Raw genomic sequence first — 18,005 nt, 5'->3', positions numbered from 1 at the left:
ACTATCCTGATGAATGTTTTGCTCGTGGCTAACTACCCTCCCGATCGCCAGGAGAGTATGCGGCGCTTTGCCCGCATGATGCAGGAGGGCTTAGTCCGGCTGGGGCACGAGGTTCGCCCCATCTACCCCGAGCCCAGGTTTGCGGCCAAAGATGCGGCTCCGACCGGATGGAATAAATGGTTGGGCTATATCGATAAGTTTGCAATCTTTCCACAGCAGTTGCGAGGCCAGCTCGATTGGGCGGATGTGGTTCATATTTGCGATCATTCCAACGCTGCCTATGTTGGGGTTCTGCAGAACATTCCCCATGTCATCACCTGCCACGATTTACTCGCGATTCGAGGGGCCTGGGGGGATGCGGAGGCTGCCTGTTCGGCCTCATTTGCTGGCAAGCTGCTGCAGCGGTGGATCTTGTCGGGGCTGCGGCGATCGCGGGCGATCGCCTGCGTCTCCGAATATACGGCCAATGACGCTCGAACTTGGGTGGGTCAGCACAACCCTCGGGGCCAAATCCGCACGATCCTCAACGCCTTGAACCACAACTACCGGCAACTCCCTCCCGAACAGGTGGAGGGCAGACTCTCCACCCTAGAGCAGCTCGATCGCTCCCAGCCCTTCCTCCTCCACGTGGGCTCCAACCTGCCGCGCAAAAACCGCGACGGTTTACTGAAGAGTTTTGCCGACATCTGCGATCGCTGGTCGGGCAATCTCGTATTTGCCGGTGCCCCCCTCAATGAATCCCTGTCTGAGATGGTGCAGCACCTCCAGTTGAGCGATCGCGTCGTGCAAGTCCCCAAACCCTCTAACGACTGTTTGGAAGCCCTCTACAACCGCGCATTTGCCCTGCTGTTTCCCTCCAAGTCAGAAGGATTTGGCTGGCCTGCGATCGAGGCACAAGCCTGCGGCTGTCCCGTGATTTGTAGCGATCGCACTGCCCTGCCGGAAGTGGTGGGCGAGGCTGGAATGGTCTGCCCGATTGACGATCGGGCGGCCTTTGGCGAGGCTGTGTTACAGCTTTGCGAGCCTCAAGTGCGTTCGGAATACGTGCGTCGGGGATTGGAGAATGTCAAGCGGTTCGAGCCCGATCGGATGGTGGCCGAATATGTTGCACTCTACGAGGAGCTGACATCGTGTTGAAAGTCCTGCTAACCCTGCTCAGTTGGCTGTTGCCCTGGCCTCTGCGCCGCCGCCTGTTGTGTTGCGGGTTTGGCTTCGAGATTCATCCCACAGCCCGGATTGGATTGGCACTTGTTTTGCCCAAGCGGCTCGAAATGGCTGCAGGCTCGTCCATCAGCCATCTGACCGTCTGTAAAAACCTCGATTTGGTCAAACTGGGGGCATCTGCCAGAATCGGTCGCGGCAATTGGATTACGGGGTTTCCTTCCGACAACAAAAACCATTTCGTCCGTCAAAGCGATCGCAAGCCTCAACTGGTCTTGGAAGACCACGCCGCCATTACCAATCGCCACATCATCGATTGCACCGACGCCGTTCGCATCGGCAGTTTTTCCACCTTCGCCGGCTTTGCCTCCCAAATTCTCACCCACAGCATCGATTTAGCGGAAAACCGGCAATCCTGTGCCCCCATCAACATTGGCAGCTATTGTTTTGTGGGCACCAACTGCGTCTTACTGGGGGGCTCGCAACTGCCCAATTACTCCGTTCTGGGGGCAAAATCCCTCTTGAATAAGTCTTTCGAGACGCCATACCAGCTTTACGGCGGTACTCCCGCCACGGCGGTGAAGGAGTTAGATCCGCAGCTGCCGTATTTCACGCGGGAGCGCGGCTTTGTGGATTGACTGACTCCCAAGAAGACCCGTTTTTGAACCCCGCCCCTCCGTTCGGCCTGGTTCAATCGCAGGTAACCCGTTTAGCGCGCTCGGCTGGAGCGACACTGCAGCTAGCGCTACGATAGAGTGAGATCGGCGCGGAGCGGGCCTGATGGTACAGTTCAACCCCCGGCAACACCTCCCCACTCAAGACGAACTGCCCGAAACTGACTTTGCCCCTGTGGATAGCGAATTGCAAACGCTCGTCGCCAGCCTCCTGGGCGACATCCTCGCTTGGCACTGGCGCGATCGCAGCGATTGGTTCTGGGGCATCAACTTAGGGGTTTATTACAAACTCAATACACCTGCTATTGTCCCGGATGGGTTTTTGAGTCTGGGGGTGGAACAGTTCGATCGCTCGGACGGCAGACAGAGCTATGTGGTCTGGCATGAGGGCGCACTCCCGCTTCTGGTGGTGGAATACGTCTCTCGCAGCTACGGGCAAGAGTACGGTTCCAAGCTGGCAGACTACGCCAGTATCGGAGTGTTGTACTACGTCATCTACAATCCCGTTTACTGCAGGCGAAAACGGCGTCAGCCCCTAGAGATTTACCGATTGGAAGGCGATCGCTATGTCTTGCTGGAGGGCGATCCCGTTTGGTTGCCCGAGATTGGCCTGGGCTTGGGCAGAGAGTTTGGCACCTACAGAAATTGCCAGAGAGAGTGGCTGTACTGGTACGATCGAGAGGGGAATCGATTGACGGCACCTGCAGAGGTTGCCGAGCGGGAGAACCTGCGGGCGGAGCAGGAAGCTTTGCGGGCTGAACAGGCTTTACGGGCTCAGCAGGCAAGCCAACGCGCTGAACGAGAAGCATTGCGACAGGCTCAGCAGGCAAGCCAGCGCGCTGAACGGGAAGCATTACTGGCTCAGCAGGAAGCTTTGCGGGCCGAGCAGGAGAGCCAGCGGGCCGAGCAGGAGAGCCAGCGAGCTGAGCAGGAAAGTCAACGGGCCGAACGGGAACGACAGTTGCGCGAACACTTGCTGAACAAACTCCGACAGAAGGGAATCGATCCAAATACGCTCTAACTCGTGAAAATACCAATCCCAATAATTTCCAGCCGCTTTAATCCACCCGTGTCAAAGCAATGTGCCGTTTGGCAGGTGTCTGGCCCCCATCCCCTAACCCCTTCCCCCCTCGCGAAGCGTGGCGTCAGCCGTAATTTTGGGGGAAGGGGAACAGAACGGTAGATTGCGGGTTTGAGGCTGTTGCTCCCCTCTCCCAAAATTGCTATCCATTAGGCAAAAGTAGCTGAACCATAGACAGGCACTAGCTTTGAGAAGCCAGTTGAGCCCCTTCAAGCAAATGGTGGAGTTTGGTCAGCCCTCGCCAAAGCGTCTTCAATCCAGGGTTGCCATCGCCCTTGCGAGCCAAGAAGCCTCCCAATCGAGCAATCCACAGCATTGCCTGTTGCAGAGTGGGTGGCTTTTGAGAGCGACTTTTCGGCACAAACTTGCGTCGTAACAGCCGCCATTCAGCAGGCTGTAAAACGAGCTCACAGGAGGCTTGCGGGGTGAGTCGAGCGCGGTAGGTCAGCCACATCAATCGCCAAGCTACAACGTTGTAGGTTGCCAGAGCCTTGAGCAAGCGCTCATAGCTTTGCAGTTGGAGCTGTTCGATGCCACAGCCACTTTTGAGGGTGAAGTGAAACCGCTCAATCAGCCAGCGGTAGCTATACCAGCGGATGCACTGACAGACCTGCTCGAAGCTCTCAACTGGCAAGCTGGTCAGCAGAACCCAGCGAATCGGCTGAGCGCCATCATCAGGGGGGACGGTTTCTTCCACGAAGATGGCATTGAGGCGCACGGGCTCTAAGCTCGCGGCTTTGAGGTGATGCGATGGCACCTCCAGCGTCACCGCCATCGCCCGCACCTGCAACTGGGCAATGCGGGCCGCTCGCTTGGGATTACGCTGCACTTGCAGGCTCATCGCTCCCAAGACTGGGGCTTGTTCGAGGGTGGGGATGAACTTGCCCAGCTCGTGGCTAAGTTTGCGATTGTGCCTTGCGCGGATGAGTAACTCCCTGTTGTCCGCACGGGGATGGGCAAACAGTTCGAAGATGTCTGCTTCTCGATCGCCAATATGAACCACTTGCTCTTGGCCCGCGAGCTCTCGCTCTACGGCTGCGAGAGTTGCTATCCAGCGATAGCTTTCCTTTTGCTCGATGGGAGTCACTGAGCGTTTTTCTTTCTTCCCGCGCCGCTGTTTGCGATTCCAGATGAATTGACTCAACAGACCTAAGGGTTCTCCCTCGCCGCTCACCGCAAAACAACCTGTGGACTTTGATTCCCTGTTGATGGCTTTGATTGATGAAGCCCAGCCCTTCGGTCTGGGGGTGAGTGGTGAAGTCGAAATCCGTTGTGTCTTGAATGGCCAGCACCGTCTTGCCCGTGAGGGCCCGCCTGACCACTCCATCACGATGACTGTCCAGAATGCTGCTCGTGCTCACCTTCGGGTTGGCCCAAAATCGATAGGTTCCTTGGGCCACTGAGGCATTCCCACTCGCCTGAGGCACGCTCGCTGTGGGCTGCTCACTCAAGTCTGTGACGATCTGCCCCAACCGCTTTGCATGTCGCAAATCGGCGAAGTGGATCGGGTTGATTTCTTGGCTGACCCAATCTTGCATGGTTTCTCTCCCTCCGGCTACAACTGCTTCAGTCTCTACTGCAGTTTATAATCCAGTCACAGTAAGCTCTCCATCGACTTGTGCCTAATGGATAGCCCAAAATTGGGAGAGGGGCCGGGGGTGAGGGCAATGCAGCGCCATCGAACTCAGGTCAAAGCAATGTGCCGTTTGGCCACTTTAATCCTGTTGCAAAGGGGCCGCCCAGGTTGGTCCGAGCCATACTGAGAGCACCACTCTATCTGGACGGCGATCGACGACAACTGGGAAGCAATGAGCCATATTGCTAAAGTCGAGCTCTAACCTTCCATTCAACTCACTTGCACCCGACCTCAGCCTCAGCTAGGTCGGGTTTTTGAAGGAGGGTCAATCTACTCTTACCTGTACTTTTTTTCATTCCAAGTCATGTCATTGCTAGAAAACCATTGGAAAGTTAAATAGGACAAGCCCCGCGATCGCCATGAAAATTCTACAAATCATCACCTCCCTCGATCCTGACGGCGGCGGCCCCGCCGAAAATGTGCGTCAATCCAGCCGCGCTCTGTCCGATCTGGGCCACCAGATCGAACTCGCCAGCCTAGACGCCCCCGATGCCCCTTGGCTGCAGGCTTTAGACTACCCCGTTTATGCTTTGGGACCGGGGAAAACCAGTTATGCCTATGCCCCCAAGTTCGTACCTTGGCTGCAGGCCAATGTCGGCCACTACGACTGCGCGATCGTGCGGGGGCTGTGGCAGTATAGCGGCTTCGGCACCTGGCAGGTGCTGCGCGATCGCGATATCCCCTATTTTGTCTTTCCCCACGGCATGTTAGACCCCTGGTTCAAGCGACGCTATCCCCTCAAACACCTGAAAAAATGGCTGTACTGGCCTTGGGGTGAATATCGCGTCCTGCGGGATGCTCGGGCGGTGTTGTTCACCTGCGAGCAGGAACGGCAATTGGCACGAGAATCGTTTGGGCTTTACCACTGCAACGAAGTGGTGGTGAACTACGGCACCCGCACCCCTCCCAATGAGCCAGAACGGCAGAAACAGGCATTCTTCGATCGCTTCCCACAACTGCGCGATCGCCGCTTACTCCTATTCCTCAGTCGCATCCACCCCAAAAAAGGCTGCGATCTGCTAATTGAAGCCTTTGCCACAGTCGCCAGCAGCGACAATCGCTTGCACCTAGTGATGGCAGGACCGGACAAAGTGGACTGGCAAGCGCAGCTTGAGGAACGAGCCCGACAGTTGGGGATTGCCGCCCGCATTACCTGGACTGGGATGTTGTCGGATGATGCCAAATGGGGGGCGATACGAGCTGCTGAAGCCTTTGTGTTACCCTCCCATCAAGAAAACTTCGGCATTGCCGTGGTGGAAGCGATGGCCTGTCAAGTTCCCGTGCTGATCTCCACACAGGTGAACATCTGGCGGGAAATTGTCGCAGATCGGGCGGGGCTGGCAGCGGAGGACACGCTGGAGGGCACCCTGCAATTGTTGCAGCAGTGGCTGGCTCTGGATGAGTCCGAACGACGACAGATGCAAACACTGGCACAGCAAAGTTTTTTCAAGCGATTTGAAATCAGTCAGGCCGCCCGCGATCTAGTCGCGGCGATCGAGGGAACACCTGACCAGTGCGAAGCGATCGCCGACGTCAGATAATGCAAGCAGTTAGTGGGTCATGATGGACGCTACTCAATTCCAAACTCACGCATCCAAGCATTCCCTCAATTCCCCTTGGCCGCTGCACCATCGCTTGCGAGTGCTGTTGTGGGCCACCTGCTGGACGCTGCTGTGTAGCTGGACGCCAAAACCCCTGAATCGCTGGCGAGTCTGGGTGCTGAAACGATTTGGCTGCAAAGTGATGGGGTCGGTCTTTGTCCACCAAAGAGCCCGCATTCAAATCCCCTGGCATGTGACTTTGCACGATCGCGCTTGTATCGGCGATCGGGCCAATCTCTATTCCCTCGGCGAAATTGAACTGGGAGAACGGACTGTTGTCGCTCAAGAATGTTATTTATGTACGGGCACCCACGATTTCTCCATCCGTAGCTATCCCCTCATGACCGCCAAAATTGCGATCGGTAAGGATGTCTTCTTAGGGGCTAGAACATTTGTGCTGCCGGGACTGACGGTGGGGGACGGAGCTTTAGTGGGGGCTTGTTCGGTGGTCACTAAAGATTTACCCTCCTGGCAAGTCTGCGCGGGCAATCCCTGCAAGCCCGTCAAGCCTCGCCAGTTTGAGGGAGTCCTAGAAGCGATCGATTGCTAATGATGTCTAGAAGGCGCATATGAATATCGTTGCCATTGTTTTGACGTTTAATTCCGAAGCTTCGATCGCCCAGGTGATCGAATCCTGTCAGGAACTGGTTGCGCGCATTCTGGTAGTGGACTCCTACAGCAGCGATCGCAGCCTCGATATCGTTCGCTCCTATCGCTGCGAGCTGGTGCAACACGAATTCAAAAACTATTCCAAACAGCGCAACTGGGCTCAGGACTATGCCAACTTGGCCCCAGAGGATTGGGTCTTGCATCTCGACAGCGACGAGGTAATCTCGCCCGAACTGGCGGCCAGTATTCGCCAACTGAAGGCCAGCGATTCAGAGCCCGATGTGGATGGCTACTTGATTCGGCGGCTCTCCTACTTTCTAGGCAAACCCATTCGCTACGGCAACATCAATCCCAGTTGGCACCTGCGCCTGTTTCGGGCCAAGTGCGGTCAGTGTGAAGAACGTCTCTACGACCAGCACTACATTGTGCCGGGAGCCACCCGCAAACTCGCAGGCACGATGTTAGATCTGCAGCTCACTAGCCTCGAAACCTGGACCGCCTCCCACAACCGCTGGTCCACTGCCGAAGCCGCCGAAGTCAACCGCAGGATCTCCCAGGCCAAAGAGGAGGCCCAAACGTTACCGGCGACTCTGCGCGGGGACATCCGCATGAAAAAGCGCTGGCTCAAAAATAATATCTGGTACAAGAGCCCGCCTCTACTGCGTCCGTTTCTCTTCTTCTTCTACAGCTACTTCCTGCGTCTCGGCTTTTTAGATGGGCGGGCAGGCTTGATTTTCCACGTTCTGCAATCCTTCTGGTTCCGCTTTTTAGTCGATGCCAAGCTGGTGGAACTGCACATGCAGCAAGATCGGCAAGATCCGCTCGAATCGACCTCGCAGCCCCAGCAAGAATCGGCTTAATCCAGCCCGAGATGGGCCAAAGCCGCTCGACGCATCACCTCCACCGGCACCTCTCGCCCGCCCAGCCACAGGGACAGGGCGATCGCCCCCTGCTGTACCAACATCTCTAACCCGTCGATGGCAACGAGTTCGCGGGCAGCAGCATATTTGAGCAACGCCGTCGGTTTGGGAATATAGACCAAGTCGTAGACGATCGCCTCTCTCGGTAACCGTGCCAGGTGTTCGAGGGAGAGGGGGGTGCTGGCGATCTCGGCGGGATCGGACTCCGATTGCATGCCAATCGGGGTGGCGTTCGCGATTAACAGGGTTTCGGGCAGGAGAGCGGCGAGCTCGTCCCAGGTGGCGGTTTGCAATTGGGACCAGGTTCGGGTTAAGGACAGCAGGCGATCGCGAGATCGACCTACAGCGACCACCCGAGCGAACCCAAGCTCGAAACACCCCTGAATGGCGGCCCGCGCCGCTCCACCCGAACCCAGCACTATGGCCGTTGACGCCGACCAGGGGCGATCGAGTTGCTGCAGCGGATAAAGGAAGCCACTCACATCCGTATTCGTGCCCCCCCAGCCGCCACCAGAGAGCGGGTAGATCGTATTCACGGCCCCTACCTGTTGTGCCCTAGCGGAAACCTCTTGCAAAAACGGCATCGCCGTTTGTTTGTGGGGGATGGTGACGTTGATGCCCCGCACTCCAATCGCCGCCAATCCAGCTAAGGCTGCCCCGACCCCTTCCGTGGCTACGGGCAAGGGCAAGTAAACTGCATTGACGCCCATCCGAGCCAGTGCTGCATTGTGCATGGCTGGAGACAAACTGTGGGCCACGGGATTGCCAATCAAACCCAAAAGTTGAGTGGCACCGTCGATCGAGAGGGGAGTTGCAGTCACAGAGTCAGATTGAGCGGTGAGTCTCGCAGGGCGATCGCCATCAAGCGGGATCGATATACATCAGCACTTGGCCAAACTCGACCGGTTCGGCATTCTTGGCCACAATTTCGGCGATCGTGCCTGCCACCTCAGCTTCCAGCTCGTTCATTAACTTCATTGCTTCGATAATGCAAACCGCTTGGCCCACAGTGACGCGATCGCCAGGACTCACGAACGGTGGTTCTCCAGGAGCGGATGCTTCATAAAACGTACCCACCATCGGGGCCGTCACCGGAATCCAGCGATCGGTAGGCTGACTAGCTGGGCTGGGAGCGGTCGGAGTAGCAACTTCTGTTGGAATGGGGGGGGAAGAAACAACAGTAGATGTCGACTCGTCAGCGGGCTGCAGAGCCGGTGCCGATGGCGCGTTCGCAGCCGTACTGCGATCGGGTTTGCGGATCGAAAGGCTAAAGTCTTGAACTTCTAACGAAAACTCGACCACATCGGATTGGTCGATCGCCGCAAGCAGATTGCGAATCTCCTGCCAATTAACTGAATTCAAGGATGAACTGCTCTCCATATGCCGGACAATAAGCGTGCAAAGCTCTGAATAGATTCAACGACCGTACTGCGGAACTGGACCGGGATCGACTAGTTTTCGCGACCTAGGTAAGAATCGTTACGGGTATCCACTTTAATCGTTTCGCCAATCTTGATAAACAGGGGCACCTGAATCTCAGCTCCAGTTTCCAGTTTGGCTGGCTTGGTGCCGCCAGTTGCGGTGTCCCCTTTAACGCCAGGATCGGTTTCGACCACTTCTAAGACCACCGTATTGGGCAACTCCACTGCAATCACCAGCTCGTTCCAACGTAGGATGGCCACATCCATACCGTCTTTGAGGTATTTAATTTGCTCTCCAATTTGCGCCTCAGTTAATGGACTCTGCTCGTAAGACTCCATATCCATAAACACATAGTCATCCCCGTCTTTATAGAGATACTGCATGTCCACTTTTTCGAGATTGGCTTGGGGCACCATCTCCCCCGCCCGGAAGGTTTTTTCCATCACATTCCCAGTTTGCATGTTTTTGAGCTTCGTCCGCACAAAGGCAGACCCCTTACCCGGTTTCACATGCAAAAATTCGAGCACTTTCCAGGGGCTGCCATCCAGCTCAATGGAGGTGCCTGTCCGAAAATCGTTGCTAGAAATCATGGTGTGGCGACGTTCCAGGGTGCAATCGGACCAATTGTACCCCGTGGCGGACTCTCAACCGAGCCAGGTCGATGCCGTCTGTGCCAAGCGTCTGTCACAGTTAATACTTCTGCCTGCGTTAGGTCGAGAGCTTTTCCAGCCAGTGAGTTGAGACTGAAGCAAAGATGAGAATGCCTTCACTGATTTGCCAGATGACCTAGCGCTAGACTAAAGGCTCATCTCAGCGGGCGATTGTTTAATCAAACTGCAATCGAAAAAGATTTATTGTTGTCCCCCCAAAATTGCTCTGCACAGCATTTGAGTGGGCCAAAGCTCTAAAGCTTTTTTGAAACGTATTCTTACCCATCTCTGGTTTTTCAGGAGCGCAGTCATGCAAATCACTCGTAACCTTCTTTTCGCAGCCGCAGCGATCGCCAGTGCGACCTCTCTCTTGGCCGCTGCTCCTGCTAGCGCTACCCCCCCAATTCTCTTACGCCTGCAAGAGTTACGTTCTAACGCCACCATTAATGGCGGCATTGATAGCTTCACCCCAACGCCAAGCAGCCGTTCCACTGCTGTTGAAGTGGCTTCTAACGATCCTGCAGCATCTTTGTCTGAAAAATCGAAGAGCGCTCCCTTGCTCGATCGCCTCGACGATTTGCGCACTGTAGAGAATTAGAGTTTGACCGAAAATTGCAGCCATCCCGAGCTGTCGATCGATAATGCAGTGAGCTTAAAGCTGGGTTTAGTCAAGCCCGGCTTTTTTTCTTGGCGAGAGTAGGGTCGATCGACCTCATCTCCTCTAACAATCTGCAGCCCTCTTGTAGATCGCCATTCTAGTTGGCAGGATCGACATATTAATTCAGCCAACTTTGCCATGCGGTCTCGGTCATTTATCCGCCAACTACTGGTCCAGTTCCGCGCGCGACTTCCCAAACTCCTAGATCCCGCAGGGCCTCATTTCGAGCAGCGGGTGGTCACGCGCTCCGGCTTGCCCAACGTTATTGAAGTGGGAGAAGATCATTCCCATTTGAGCGATCTGTACCACCTATTGCTGACGATGCCCTGGATGGGTTTTTTTGGGCTGGTATTTTTTATCTACATGGGGGCCAATGGGATATTTGCCCTGCTTTATTTAGCGGGGGGCAATGCGATCGCGCGAGCAGAGCCGGGATCGTTTTGGGATGCATTCTTCTTTAGCGTGCAAACGATGGCCTCGTTGGGATACGGTGCCATGCATCCAGACAGTTTTTATACCGATCTAATCGTCACACTAGAGTCGTTGGTGGGGCTGCTGGGTTTGGCCACTATCACCGGGATTGTGTTTGCGCGGGTGTCGCGTCCGACCGCACGGGTGATTTTCAGCGATGTAGCAACGGTGTCTCGCTACAATGGCGTGCCGACATTGATGTTTCGAATGCGCAATCAGCGGCGCAATCAGATTCTAGAAGGGCAAATTATGCTGACGCTGCTGCTGCGGGAGGTGAGTGAAGAGGGACAGTTGATGTATCGCTTTCACAGCCTCGACTTAGTGCGATCGCAAACGCCCATTTTTGCTCTCACCTGGACCGTTATGCACGCGATCGATCGCGCCAGTCCCCTGTACGGTATGGATCGAGCTAAGCTATCGAAGCTGGATGGAGAAATTATTGCAACGCTGACGGGGTTAGACGAGACCTTTTCCCAAACCATTCATGCCCGTCACTCATACCTCTCCAGCGAAATTTTTTGGAATTATCGCTTTATCGATGTGTTCTCCACTAGACCTGACGGTCGCCGTGTCGTAAACTATCTCCACTTTCACGATGTCATTCCCGAGGGGGAACAGCATCCCTCCGAACGGGCTGCTTAGCGAGCCTCGGCGATTGGGCAGAATTCGTCATAGAGGGCAGAATCCTATCTAAAAGTCGTAACAACTTCAAGATCGGGTATGATCGAGTCTAGAGTGTGTGTCAAATTATATTGCAATGACTGAACTAGCCCAATCCCTCGAAGATGCCTTGGCCCTATGCCAAGCGCAAAACCTGCGCTTGAGTCGCCAGCGTCGCTACATTCTCGAACTCCTGTGGCAATCGCACGAGCATCTATCTGCTCGCGAGATCTACGATCGCCTCAACCAAAAAGACAAGCCCATCGGCCATACCTCGGTCTATCAGAATTTAGAGGCCCTCTCCGCCCACGGCGTGATTGAATGCATCGATCGGGCGGAAGGCCGTCGGTACGGCAGCCGCAACGACATGCACAGCCACATTAACTGCCTCGAAACCGATAGCATTGTGGATGTGGATCTCGAGTTACCCGCTGAGGTTCTCCAGCAAGTGGAAGCCAAAACTGGGATGAAAATTACCAACTACCGCATCGATTTCTTCGGCGTTCCCAATGGGCCTCGGAACTAATTTGCACTTCCACCTTTAAACCTTTCATCGTTCGACGCGACGCCAGCCGAACACACACTTGCTTTTTGCTTTGCTTGGGTCCAGCATTTTGAGGATGGAGCTGCTCGGTACTGACAATTGCGAGCAAATCTGGGCTAACTCGAGCTCGCAGCCTCTCGCTTCTTCGAGCCAATTCAATTTGAAACGCGATCGGTAATTTCGTAAATGCTCGTTGAGATCGCCAATCTTCGAAGGCAAACTTTATGAGAAGATTGTTGTCAAGTCAAATCAAATCCAGAAACAAATTATATTTACTTTAAATCATCTCATAGGGTCTGTAGATACTAGTGATTGTACTGCCGATCTTCTCATCGAAATGGAGAGACAGTCTATGTTTTCCGTGTTTTCACATAATTGACTGCCACCAATTTAATAGAAGTTGATAATTCTTCCATTAAAAGAGAAGCGAAAAAATTATTGACTATTATAATTAACTCTCAAAGCCAAGTAAACTCATTGAATCTCGCAGTTCGCGAGATCGGCCATTTGTTATGGACGAATTACGGTCTTTATCCACCCTCGTGGCTAGGGAGCTTTCCTTGCAGAAATTCTGCGAGTCATTGAGTTGTATCTGTGCTGAGTTGTGGCACTGCGATCGCGATCGCCTCGTACAGGTGCGACGTGAAGTTTGGTTCGGGAAAAACTGTCCGGTAGCCGCCATTCGACATCTCCAGCAGGCTGCCGAGCGCCCGCTTGATGCAGGCAGCTCCGGGCAAGCTCGGGCGACTTGCAAACCGCAGCTAGTCAGGGCGATCGATGGCGAAACTGATAGCAGCGCGAGTCAACTGACCCGCTTAGCCGAAGCCGAGCTAGAACTGAGCATCCCCATTATCGGCGACACCACAGTAGACGCTGTATGTACGCTGTATTACGATCGCCACCTCAACACACAAGAGCTCGCGGAAGCGGTTGTCATTGTTATCCAGCAGCTTGCCCGTAAGAATATTCAACCTCCCAGCAATCCAAATGCGGCTGTTTGCCCATCGCCCAGCTTCTTCGATGGCTTTCTGGGAATTTATCGGACTAGCTCGGGGGGAAAATTTATTTCGGCTAACGCCGTGCTGGCTCGTATGCTCGGCTACAACTCGCCCGAACAATTGCTCGATACCATTACCGAGATAGAGCAGTTGTTCGTTAGCCCCGATCGAAGATGCGAATTTATTCGCACGATTTCCCGAGATGATGTGGTGAGGAGATTCGAAGCCGAGCTGTATTGTCGAGATGGCTCCACGATCTGGGCCTGCGAGAATGCCCGCGCCATTCGCGATGGTAACGGTGCCTTGAAGGGATTTGAAGGGGCTATCGAAGATATCACTGCCCGCAAGCGCGATCGCGAAACGATCGAATATATGGCCTACTACGACGCCCTCACCGGACTGGCCAACCGCGTCCTATTTCAAGATCGCCTCACCCAAGCTATCTCCCGAGCTCATCAAACGCACAGTAAACTGGCTGTCCTATTTATCGATCTCGATCGCTTCAAAACCATTAACGACTCATTAGGGCACGGTACCGGAGACGAGCTCTTGAAAGAAGTCGGAGTCCGACTGACTGATTGTGTCGGTGAAGGCGATATCTTGGCTCGCTGGGGAGGAGATGAATTCACCCTGATGCTGTCCCAAAGTCAAGCCGCCGAGCCAGTGGTTGAAAAGGTACAGAGTATTCTGCGTGCGTTTGAAACCCAGCTCCCCTGCGAAGGGCACGATTTTCACATTACCTGCAGCATCGGTATTGCCCTGTATCCAGAAGACGGTACCTGCACCCAAACCCTGCTGCAGAATGCCGATGCCGCCCTCCATCGAGCCAAGGATCTCGGTCGCAATAATGCCCAGTTTTTTAGCACCACTATGAATGTAAAGGCGTCCAACCGCCTATACCTCGAAAACGATTTGCGGCGAGCAGTACAAAATCGAGAGTTGGAATTGTTTTACCAACCCCAAATTGAACTGCAGACCGGGCGTATCGTTAGCCTCGAAGCGCTATTGCGCTGGCACCACCCCTCAGTAGGACTGCTGTCACCCGGCCAATTTATCCCGATTGCTGAGGAAACCAGCCTGATTACCGAGATGACGGAATGGATTTTACAGACCGCTTGCACTCAATTGCGAGCGTGGCTGAAACAGGGTCTGGAGCTCGATCGTATCGCAGTGAATTTATCTGCTCGGGAATTTCAGCAGGCACAGTTAATTCCACTGGCATCGCAAGTTCTGCAGGAGACTGGCCTGCCCCCCAAATGCCTAGAGTTGGAAATCACAGAAAGTGTCGCGATGCAAGATGCCAGCCGCACCATTCGGACCCTAGCAGAGTTGAGGGCGATGGGGATACAGATCTCGATCGACGATTTTGGCACGGGCTACTCTTCGATCGGCTACCTGCGGCAGTTTCCCTGCGATTCCCTCAAGATCGATCGCTCTTTTATCTGCGATATCGGTACTTGTGAAAGTGCGGACCTCATCGGTCGTTCGGCGATCGATCTAGGTCGAGGACTCGGTTTAAAGGTTGTTGCGGAAGGGGTGGAGACTCAGCAGCAGCTCGATTTTTTAAAAGCTGCCCACTGCGACTTAGGGCAAGGGTTTTGGTTTAGCGAACCGCTGCCCAGTGTGGGGATCGAAGCATTCCTGACAGCTCGAGCTCAGCCTCAGACATAACGAGCTACCAATTTTTATACACCTCTGGTATATTATTCGCAACTCGTGTTGTATTATTTCAGTCCCTTGCGACAGCTTCTAGTTATAAACTCATCAACAGACTGACTGACATTCGCTCAGCTCTTACGGTGTTAAGATGCCCAAAAGTTCCCAAGCTTGGGATGATGACGCCCCGATTGTAGGCAACCCTCCGCAAGCGGAGACTGAGGATGCTCCGGCCTTCGAGGCGACGGAGCTAGTTCGGGCTGCAGGCCAATTTGCGAGGTTATTTCAATACAATCCAGATGGCATTGCTGTAACCACCATCACCGACCGCAAGATCTTGGCCGTCAATCCGGGGTTTTCAAAGCTGACCGGATATTCGCGAGAGGCTCTGGTGGGCCGTTCGATGTCCGCCCTCAATCTCTGGGTCGATGCCCGCAAGCACACCCGCAGCATCCGCAGTCTGAACGCTCGCGGAGCACACGTCTGTCGGGAGATGGAGTTTCTGACCGCTGAGGGGCAGCGTCGTACGGGACTAGTCTCTGTCGAAATTATTGAGGTCAAGGGCAATCCGATGCTGCTGACCATTGTGCGGGATGTCAGCCAATACAAAGAGCAATTCAACTTGCTACACCGCCAGCAGCAACAGCTCAAAGCCTTAAATTCGCTTGCATCTGCGGCTTTTCAGTCGTCCTCGTTTGAGGTTGCCCTCAAAGGTATGGTCAAAAGTCTGAGCGAGGTTGCGGGATTCCCGATGGTGGCGATCGAACAATATATACCCGACCGGCAGATGATGAAGTTCGTGGCTGCAGAGGGGGTGGAATATTCTGACGACACGGCTCTGGAGGTCTCAGCTCGAGATTATCTATCGGGTCGAGCAGCTCTGTCTGGAGAGGTCATGGTCGAAACCTTCTCGGGCGATCGCGCTGACTCGGCCCACGTTTCCCCTCTGTTGAGTCGTGCAGAGATTCAAACGGCAATCTGTTTGCCGATCGAGGTCGATCGCAAATTGTTTGGCACCCTGACGCTAGCTCACCCCGAAGTGATTCAACCCAAGCCTCAATCACTCGATTGGTTGGGTAAGCTCGGCAATGCGATCGCCACTTTTTCGAGGCGCAAGCAGGTGGCCGAACAACTGCGATACAGTGCCTTTCACGATATTTTGACGGGGCTGCCCAACCGCGCCCTGTTTCTCGATCGGCTAGAACATTCGGTACGGCGGGCCAAACGCAATCCGCACTATTTATTCGCCATCTTATTTTTAGATCTCGATGGCTTCAAATTGGTCAACGACAGTTTGGGCCACAATATGGGCGATCGCCTGCTGGTGGAAGCGGCTCGCCGATTTGCCACCTGCCTGCGTCCAGAGGATACGCTCTCGCGGTTTGGGGGAGATGAATTTACCCTACTACTGGAAGATATCCAGTACCCCAAAGATGCCATTCGAGTGGCCAATCGCATTCAGGCCAAGTTAGCAGCCCCCTTTGAGTTGGCGGGCCAAGAGGTTTTTACCAGCACCAGCATTGGGATTGTCCTCTGGTCCTCTATCTACGAGGCTCCCGACGAAATGCTGCGGGACGCCGATATTGCCATGTACCGGGCAAAAGATGCGGGCAAATCTCAGCACATTTTGTTCGATCCCCTCATGCACCAGCAGGCGATCGAACAATTGCAGCTAGAAACCGATTTGCGCAAGGCGATCGCCCAGAGACAATTGCGGGTGTTTTACCAGCCCACGATCTCGTTTCGCACGGGCAAGATTGAAGGTCTGGAAGCATTGGTTCGCTGGCAGCATCCCCAGCGCGGCTTGCTAACGCCGCGAGAGTTTTTGCCGATCGCGGAAGATTCCACATTGGTGACCGAGATCGATAACTGGATGCTGCGGGAAGTCTGCCAGCAATTGCAACAGTGGCAGCAGCAGTTTCCCACAGTTGCATTGCCCCCAATCTCGCTCAATTTTTCGGCGCGACAACTGCAAAACCCCAATTTGCCATCGCAAGTCGATCGGGCCTTGAATCGTTTGGCTATTAGCCCCAGGAACTTGCAGATTGAGTTTACGGAAGGGGCGATCGCGGGCGGGGGAGAACGGATTGCCCAGTCGCTGCAGCAGCTTCAAAAGCTGGGGGTACGCGCCGCAATTGACGATTTTGGTACGGGTTACTTTTCTTTGACCAGCCTGTATGGCTTTCCGGTGGACAGTCTGAAAATCGATCGTTCGTTTGTCAGCAACATTCAACGGGGGGGCAAAAGTCTTTCCATTGTCCGCAGCATTGCTACTTTGGCCCAGCAGTTGGGCCTATCGGTCACAGCAGAAGGGATTGAAACCTCCGAGCAGCTCTCGTTGCTGAGGGCGATTGGCTGCGAATCGGGTCAGGGCTATCTTTTTTCTCAACCTTTGGAGGGCGATCGGATGTGGGATTTAGTCACCTCCAACCCAAAGTGGTGAAGGATTGACGATCTCGGCTTCCCAGAATTCCAAGACATCCCAAGACACTGAATTCTATGGCACTAAGCGGCTGGGGCGATCGCGTAGGTCGCAAACAACTCCCCTCGTGCCTGCTTGCGGACTTTGGCCCCCACCTGCACGAACAGCGCTTCCCACTCCTGGAGCGGCGTTAAGATTGGCTCTAGCCCTTTAGCCAGCTCTACCAGCCCCCATTCGTCGATCCACTCCGACTCGGGGTCGACCACTTCCACCACTGTGACTGCTTTGGGGGCGAGCGCCCGCTGCAGTTGCTGCCACATCAGCGCGAAATAATCGGCAGGATAGTAGTACAAAAATCCAGTGGCGATCGCCAGATCGAACTGGGCCTCGTCGTAGCGACTGAGTTGGTGGGCTACCCCTCGTTCCATTTGCTTGAATAACTTCGAGTTCAGTTGAGGGCCGCGCGATTGAACGAACTGCACGGTTTGAGGACTGAGTTCGTGGCCGTGGAAATAAGCGGACCAATGGTTCCAGGGATAAATCAAGAAGCTGACGCCACAGCCAATATCCAGACAGTGTTCGCGTTTTTTGGGCTGGCGCAATTCGTGAAAGGGAATGCTGAGACGTTCTCCGAGACGATCGTGCTGGCAAGCCTGCCAAAAATCTAGCTCGGTGATTTCCTCAGGTAATTCCCAATTGGATTGCCCCAATTGTACTTGCACTTCGCGATCGAACCGTTTGGCGATTGGCTTGGTATATTCTTCCCAATCAGTACGGACATCGGTGGGGTTTTCCATGCGGGGTCCCGAGTTGAGGTAAGACCCATTATGCAGGCTCTCTGT

The 18,005-nt window shown here is 54.5% G+C and carries 16 protein-coding genes and 1 pseudogene; 11 read left to right on the top strand and 6 right to left on the bottom strand.

Features of this window, described 5'->3' with window-relative positions; translation table 11 throughout:
- Window positions 1–9: 9 nt before the first annotated feature.
- The 3 genes from SYN7336_RS00375 (at window position 10) to SYN7336_RS23775 (ending at window position 2,856) form a co-directional block, all read left to right on the top strand.
- On the top strand, window positions 10–1,137 hold the full coding sequence (locus SYN7336_RS00375) for a glycosyltransferase family 1 protein (RefSeq protein ID WP_017323924.1): 1,128 nt from the start codon (window positions 10–12) through the stop codon (window positions 1,135–1,137).
- Complete coding sequence (locus SYN7336_RS00370) at window positions 1,131–1,799, top strand: hypothetical protein (RefSeq protein WP_017323923.1); 669 nt, start codon at window positions 1,131–1,133, stop codon at window positions 1,797–1,799. Before SYN7336_RS00375 ends, SYN7336_RS00370 begins: the two co-directional genes overlap by 7 nt.
- Before the next feature lie 142 nt (window positions 1,800–1,941).
- Entirely contained in the window at window positions 1,942–2,856 is a 915-nt protein-coding gene (locus SYN7336_RS23775; protein ID WP_017323922.1) for a Uma2 family endonuclease, read from the top strand.
- A gap of 241 nt (window positions 2,857–3,097) precedes the next feature.
- Here the strand turns inward: SYN7336_RS23775 and SYN7336_RS23770 are convergent, their stop codons facing one another.
- Both SYN7336_RS23770 and SYN7336_RS32865 read right to left on the bottom strand, forming a co-directional pair.
- Window positions 3,098–4,090: an IS4 family transposase gene (locus tag SYN7336_RS23770; RefSeq protein ID WP_017323921.1), complete on the bottom strand. Its 993-nt coding sequence runs from the start codon at window positions 4,088–4,090 to the stop codon at window positions 3,098–3,100.
- 244 nt (window positions 4,091–4,334) lie between these two features.
- Window positions 4,335–4,454, bottom strand: a pseudogene (locus tag SYN7336_RS32865) (transposase DNA-binding-containing protein); the annotation flags it as partial.
- A gap of 457 nt (window positions 4,455–4,911) precedes the next feature.
- Here SYN7336_RS32865 and SYN7336_RS00355 point away from each other — a divergent pair.
- The 3 genes from SYN7336_RS00355 to SYN7336_RS00345 are packed head-to-tail and all read left to right on the top strand — an operon-like array spanning window position 4,912 to window position 7,622.
- Window positions 4,912–6,093 carry a glycosyltransferase gene (locus tag SYN7336_RS00355; RefSeq protein ID WP_017323919.1) on the top strand — a complete coding sequence of 394 codons (1,182 nt, stop codon included), beginning with the start codon at window positions 4,912–4,914 and terminating at the stop codon, window positions 6,091–6,093.
- Window positions 6,094–6,115: 22 nt separating this feature from the next.
- Entirely contained in the window at window positions 6,116–6,703 is a 588-nt protein-coding gene (locus SYN7336_RS00350; protein WP_156819947.1) for a DapH/DapD/GlmU-related protein, read from the top strand.
- A 19-nt stretch (window positions 6,704–6,722) separates the two neighbouring features.
- Window positions 6,723–7,622 (top strand): glycosyltransferase family 2 protein, encoded by a 900-nt coding sequence (locus SYN7336_RS00345; protein ID WP_017323917.1) that lies wholly within the window; start codon window positions 6,723–6,725, stop codon window positions 7,620–7,622.
- On the opposite strand, the gene SYN7336_RS00340 is transcribed toward SYN7336_RS00345, so the two are convergent.
- The 3 genes from SYN7336_RS00340 to efp form a co-directional block, all read right to left on the bottom strand.
- Window positions 7,619–8,503 carry a shikimate dehydrogenase gene (locus SYN7336_RS00340; protein WP_017323916.1) on the bottom strand — a complete coding sequence of 295 codons (885 nt, stop codon included), beginning with the start codon at window positions 8,501–8,503 and terminating at the stop codon, window positions 7,619–7,621. The two genes, SYN7336_RS00345 and SYN7336_RS00340, sit on opposite strands and share 4 nt — an antisense overlap.
- A gap of 40 nt (window positions 8,504–8,543) precedes the next feature.
- Window positions 8,544–9,062 carry an acetyl-CoA carboxylase biotin carboxyl carrier protein gene (gene accB, locus SYN7336_RS00335; protein WP_017323915.1) on the bottom strand — a complete coding sequence of 173 codons (519 nt, stop codon included), beginning with the start codon at window positions 9,060–9,062 and terminating at the stop codon, window positions 8,544–8,546.
- A gap of 71 nt (window positions 9,063–9,133) precedes the next feature.
- Window positions 9,134–9,694: an elongation factor P gene (gene efp / locus SYN7336_RS00330; protein ID WP_017323914.1), complete on the bottom strand. Its 561-nt coding sequence runs from the start codon at window positions 9,692–9,694 to the stop codon at window positions 9,134–9,136.
- 370 nt (window positions 9,695–10,064) lie between these two features.
- On the opposite strand from efp, the gene SYN7336_RS00325 reads away from it, so the two are divergent.
- From SYN7336_RS00325 to SYN7336_RS27560, 5 genes are all read left to right on the top strand, one after another.
- A complete protein-coding gene (locus SYN7336_RS00325; RefSeq protein ID WP_017323913.1) occupies window positions 10,065–10,352 on the top strand; it encodes a hypothetical protein in 288 nt (95 codons plus the stop codon).
- A 198-nt stretch (window positions 10,353–10,550) separates the two neighbouring features.
- Entirely contained in the window at window positions 10,551–11,525 is a 975-nt protein-coding gene (locus SYN7336_RS00315; RefSeq protein WP_017323911.1) for an ion channel, read from the top strand.
- Window positions 11,526–11,640: 115 nt separating this feature from the next.
- On the top strand, window positions 11,641–12,069 hold the full coding sequence (locus tag SYN7336_RS00310; protein WP_017323910.1) for a Fur family transcriptional regulator: 429 nt from the start codon (window positions 11,641–11,643) through the stop codon (window positions 12,067–12,069).
- A 530-nt stretch (window positions 12,070–12,599) separates the two neighbouring features.
- Window positions 12,600–14,756: a bifunctional diguanylate cyclase/phosphodiesterase gene (locus SYN7336_RS23765; protein WP_051039690.1), complete on the top strand. Its 2,157-nt coding sequence runs from the start codon at window positions 12,600–12,602 to the stop codon at window positions 14,754–14,756.
- A gap of 136 nt (window positions 14,757–14,892) precedes the next feature.
- On the top strand, window positions 14,893–17,184 hold the full coding sequence (locus SYN7336_RS27560) for an EAL domain-containing protein (protein ID WP_017323907.1): 2,292 nt from the start codon (window positions 14,893–14,895) through the stop codon (window positions 17,182–17,184).
- Between the two features lie 62 nt (window positions 17,185–17,246).
- Here the strand turns inward: SYN7336_RS27560 and SYN7336_RS00290 are convergent, their stop codons facing one another.
- Entirely contained in the window at window positions 17,247–17,960 is a 714-nt protein-coding gene (locus SYN7336_RS00290; protein WP_017323906.1) for a class I SAM-dependent methyltransferase, read from the bottom strand.
- Window positions 17,961–18,005: the final 45 nt, after the last annotated feature.

Source organism: Synechococcus sp. PCC 7336 (assembly GCF_000332275.1).
Taxonomy (GTDB): Bacteria; Cyanobacteriota; Cyanobacteriia; order Thermostichales; family PCC-7336; genus PCC-7336.
This window is presented reverse-complemented; position numbering and strand designations above follow the sequence as displayed.

Bases quoted from the DNA above. Each gene is read 5' to 3' on its own strand.
- SYN7336_RS00375 (WP_017323924.1), top strand. From the start codon at position 10: ATGAATGTTTTGCTCGTGGCTAACTACCCTCCCGATCGCCAGGAGAGT.
- SYN7336_RS23775 (WP_017323922.1), top strand. From the start codon at position 1,942: ATGGTACAGTTCAACCCCCGGCAACACCTCCCCACTCAAGACGAACTG.
- SYN7336_RS00355 (WP_017323919.1), top strand. From the start codon at position 4,912: ATGAAAATTCTACAAATCATCACCTCCCTCGATCCTGACGGCGGCGGC.
- SYN7336_RS00350 (WP_156819947.1), top strand. From the start codon at position 6,116: ATGGACGCTACTCAATTCCAAACTCACGCATCCAAGCATTCCCTCAAT.
- SYN7336_RS00345 (WP_017323917.1), top strand. From the start codon at position 6,723: ATGAATATCGTTGCCATTGTTTTGACGTTTAATTCCGAAGCTTCGATC.
- accB (WP_017323915.1), bottom strand. From the start codon at position 9,062: ATGGAGAGCAGTTCATCCTTGAATTCAGTTAATTGGCAGGAGATTCGC.
- efp (WP_017323914.1), bottom strand. From the start codon at position 9,694: ATGATTTCTAGCAACGATTTTCGGACAGGCACCTCCATTGAGCTGGAT.
- SYN7336_RS00325 (WP_017323913.1), top strand. From the start codon at position 10,065: ATGCAAATCACTCGTAACCTTCTTTTCGCAGCCGCAGCGATCGCCAGT.
- SYN7336_RS00315 (WP_017323911.1), top strand. From the start codon at position 10,551: ATGCGGTCTCGGTCATTTATCCGCCAACTACTGGTCCAGTTCCGCGCG.
- SYN7336_RS00310 (WP_017323910.1), top strand. From the start codon at position 11,641: ATGACTGAACTAGCCCAATCCCTCGAAGATGCCTTGGCCCTATGCCAA.
- SYN7336_RS23765 (WP_051039690.1), top strand. From the start codon at position 12,600: ATGGACGAATTACGGTCTTTATCCACCCTCGTGGCTAGGGAGCTTTCC.
- SYN7336_RS27560 (WP_017323907.1), top strand. From the start codon at position 14,893: ATGCCCAAAAGTTCCCAAGCTTGGGATGATGACGCCCCGATTGTAGGC.
- SYN7336_RS00290 (WP_017323906.1), bottom strand. From the start codon at position 17,960: ATGGAAAACCCCACCGATGTCCGTACTGATTGGGAAGAATATACCAAG.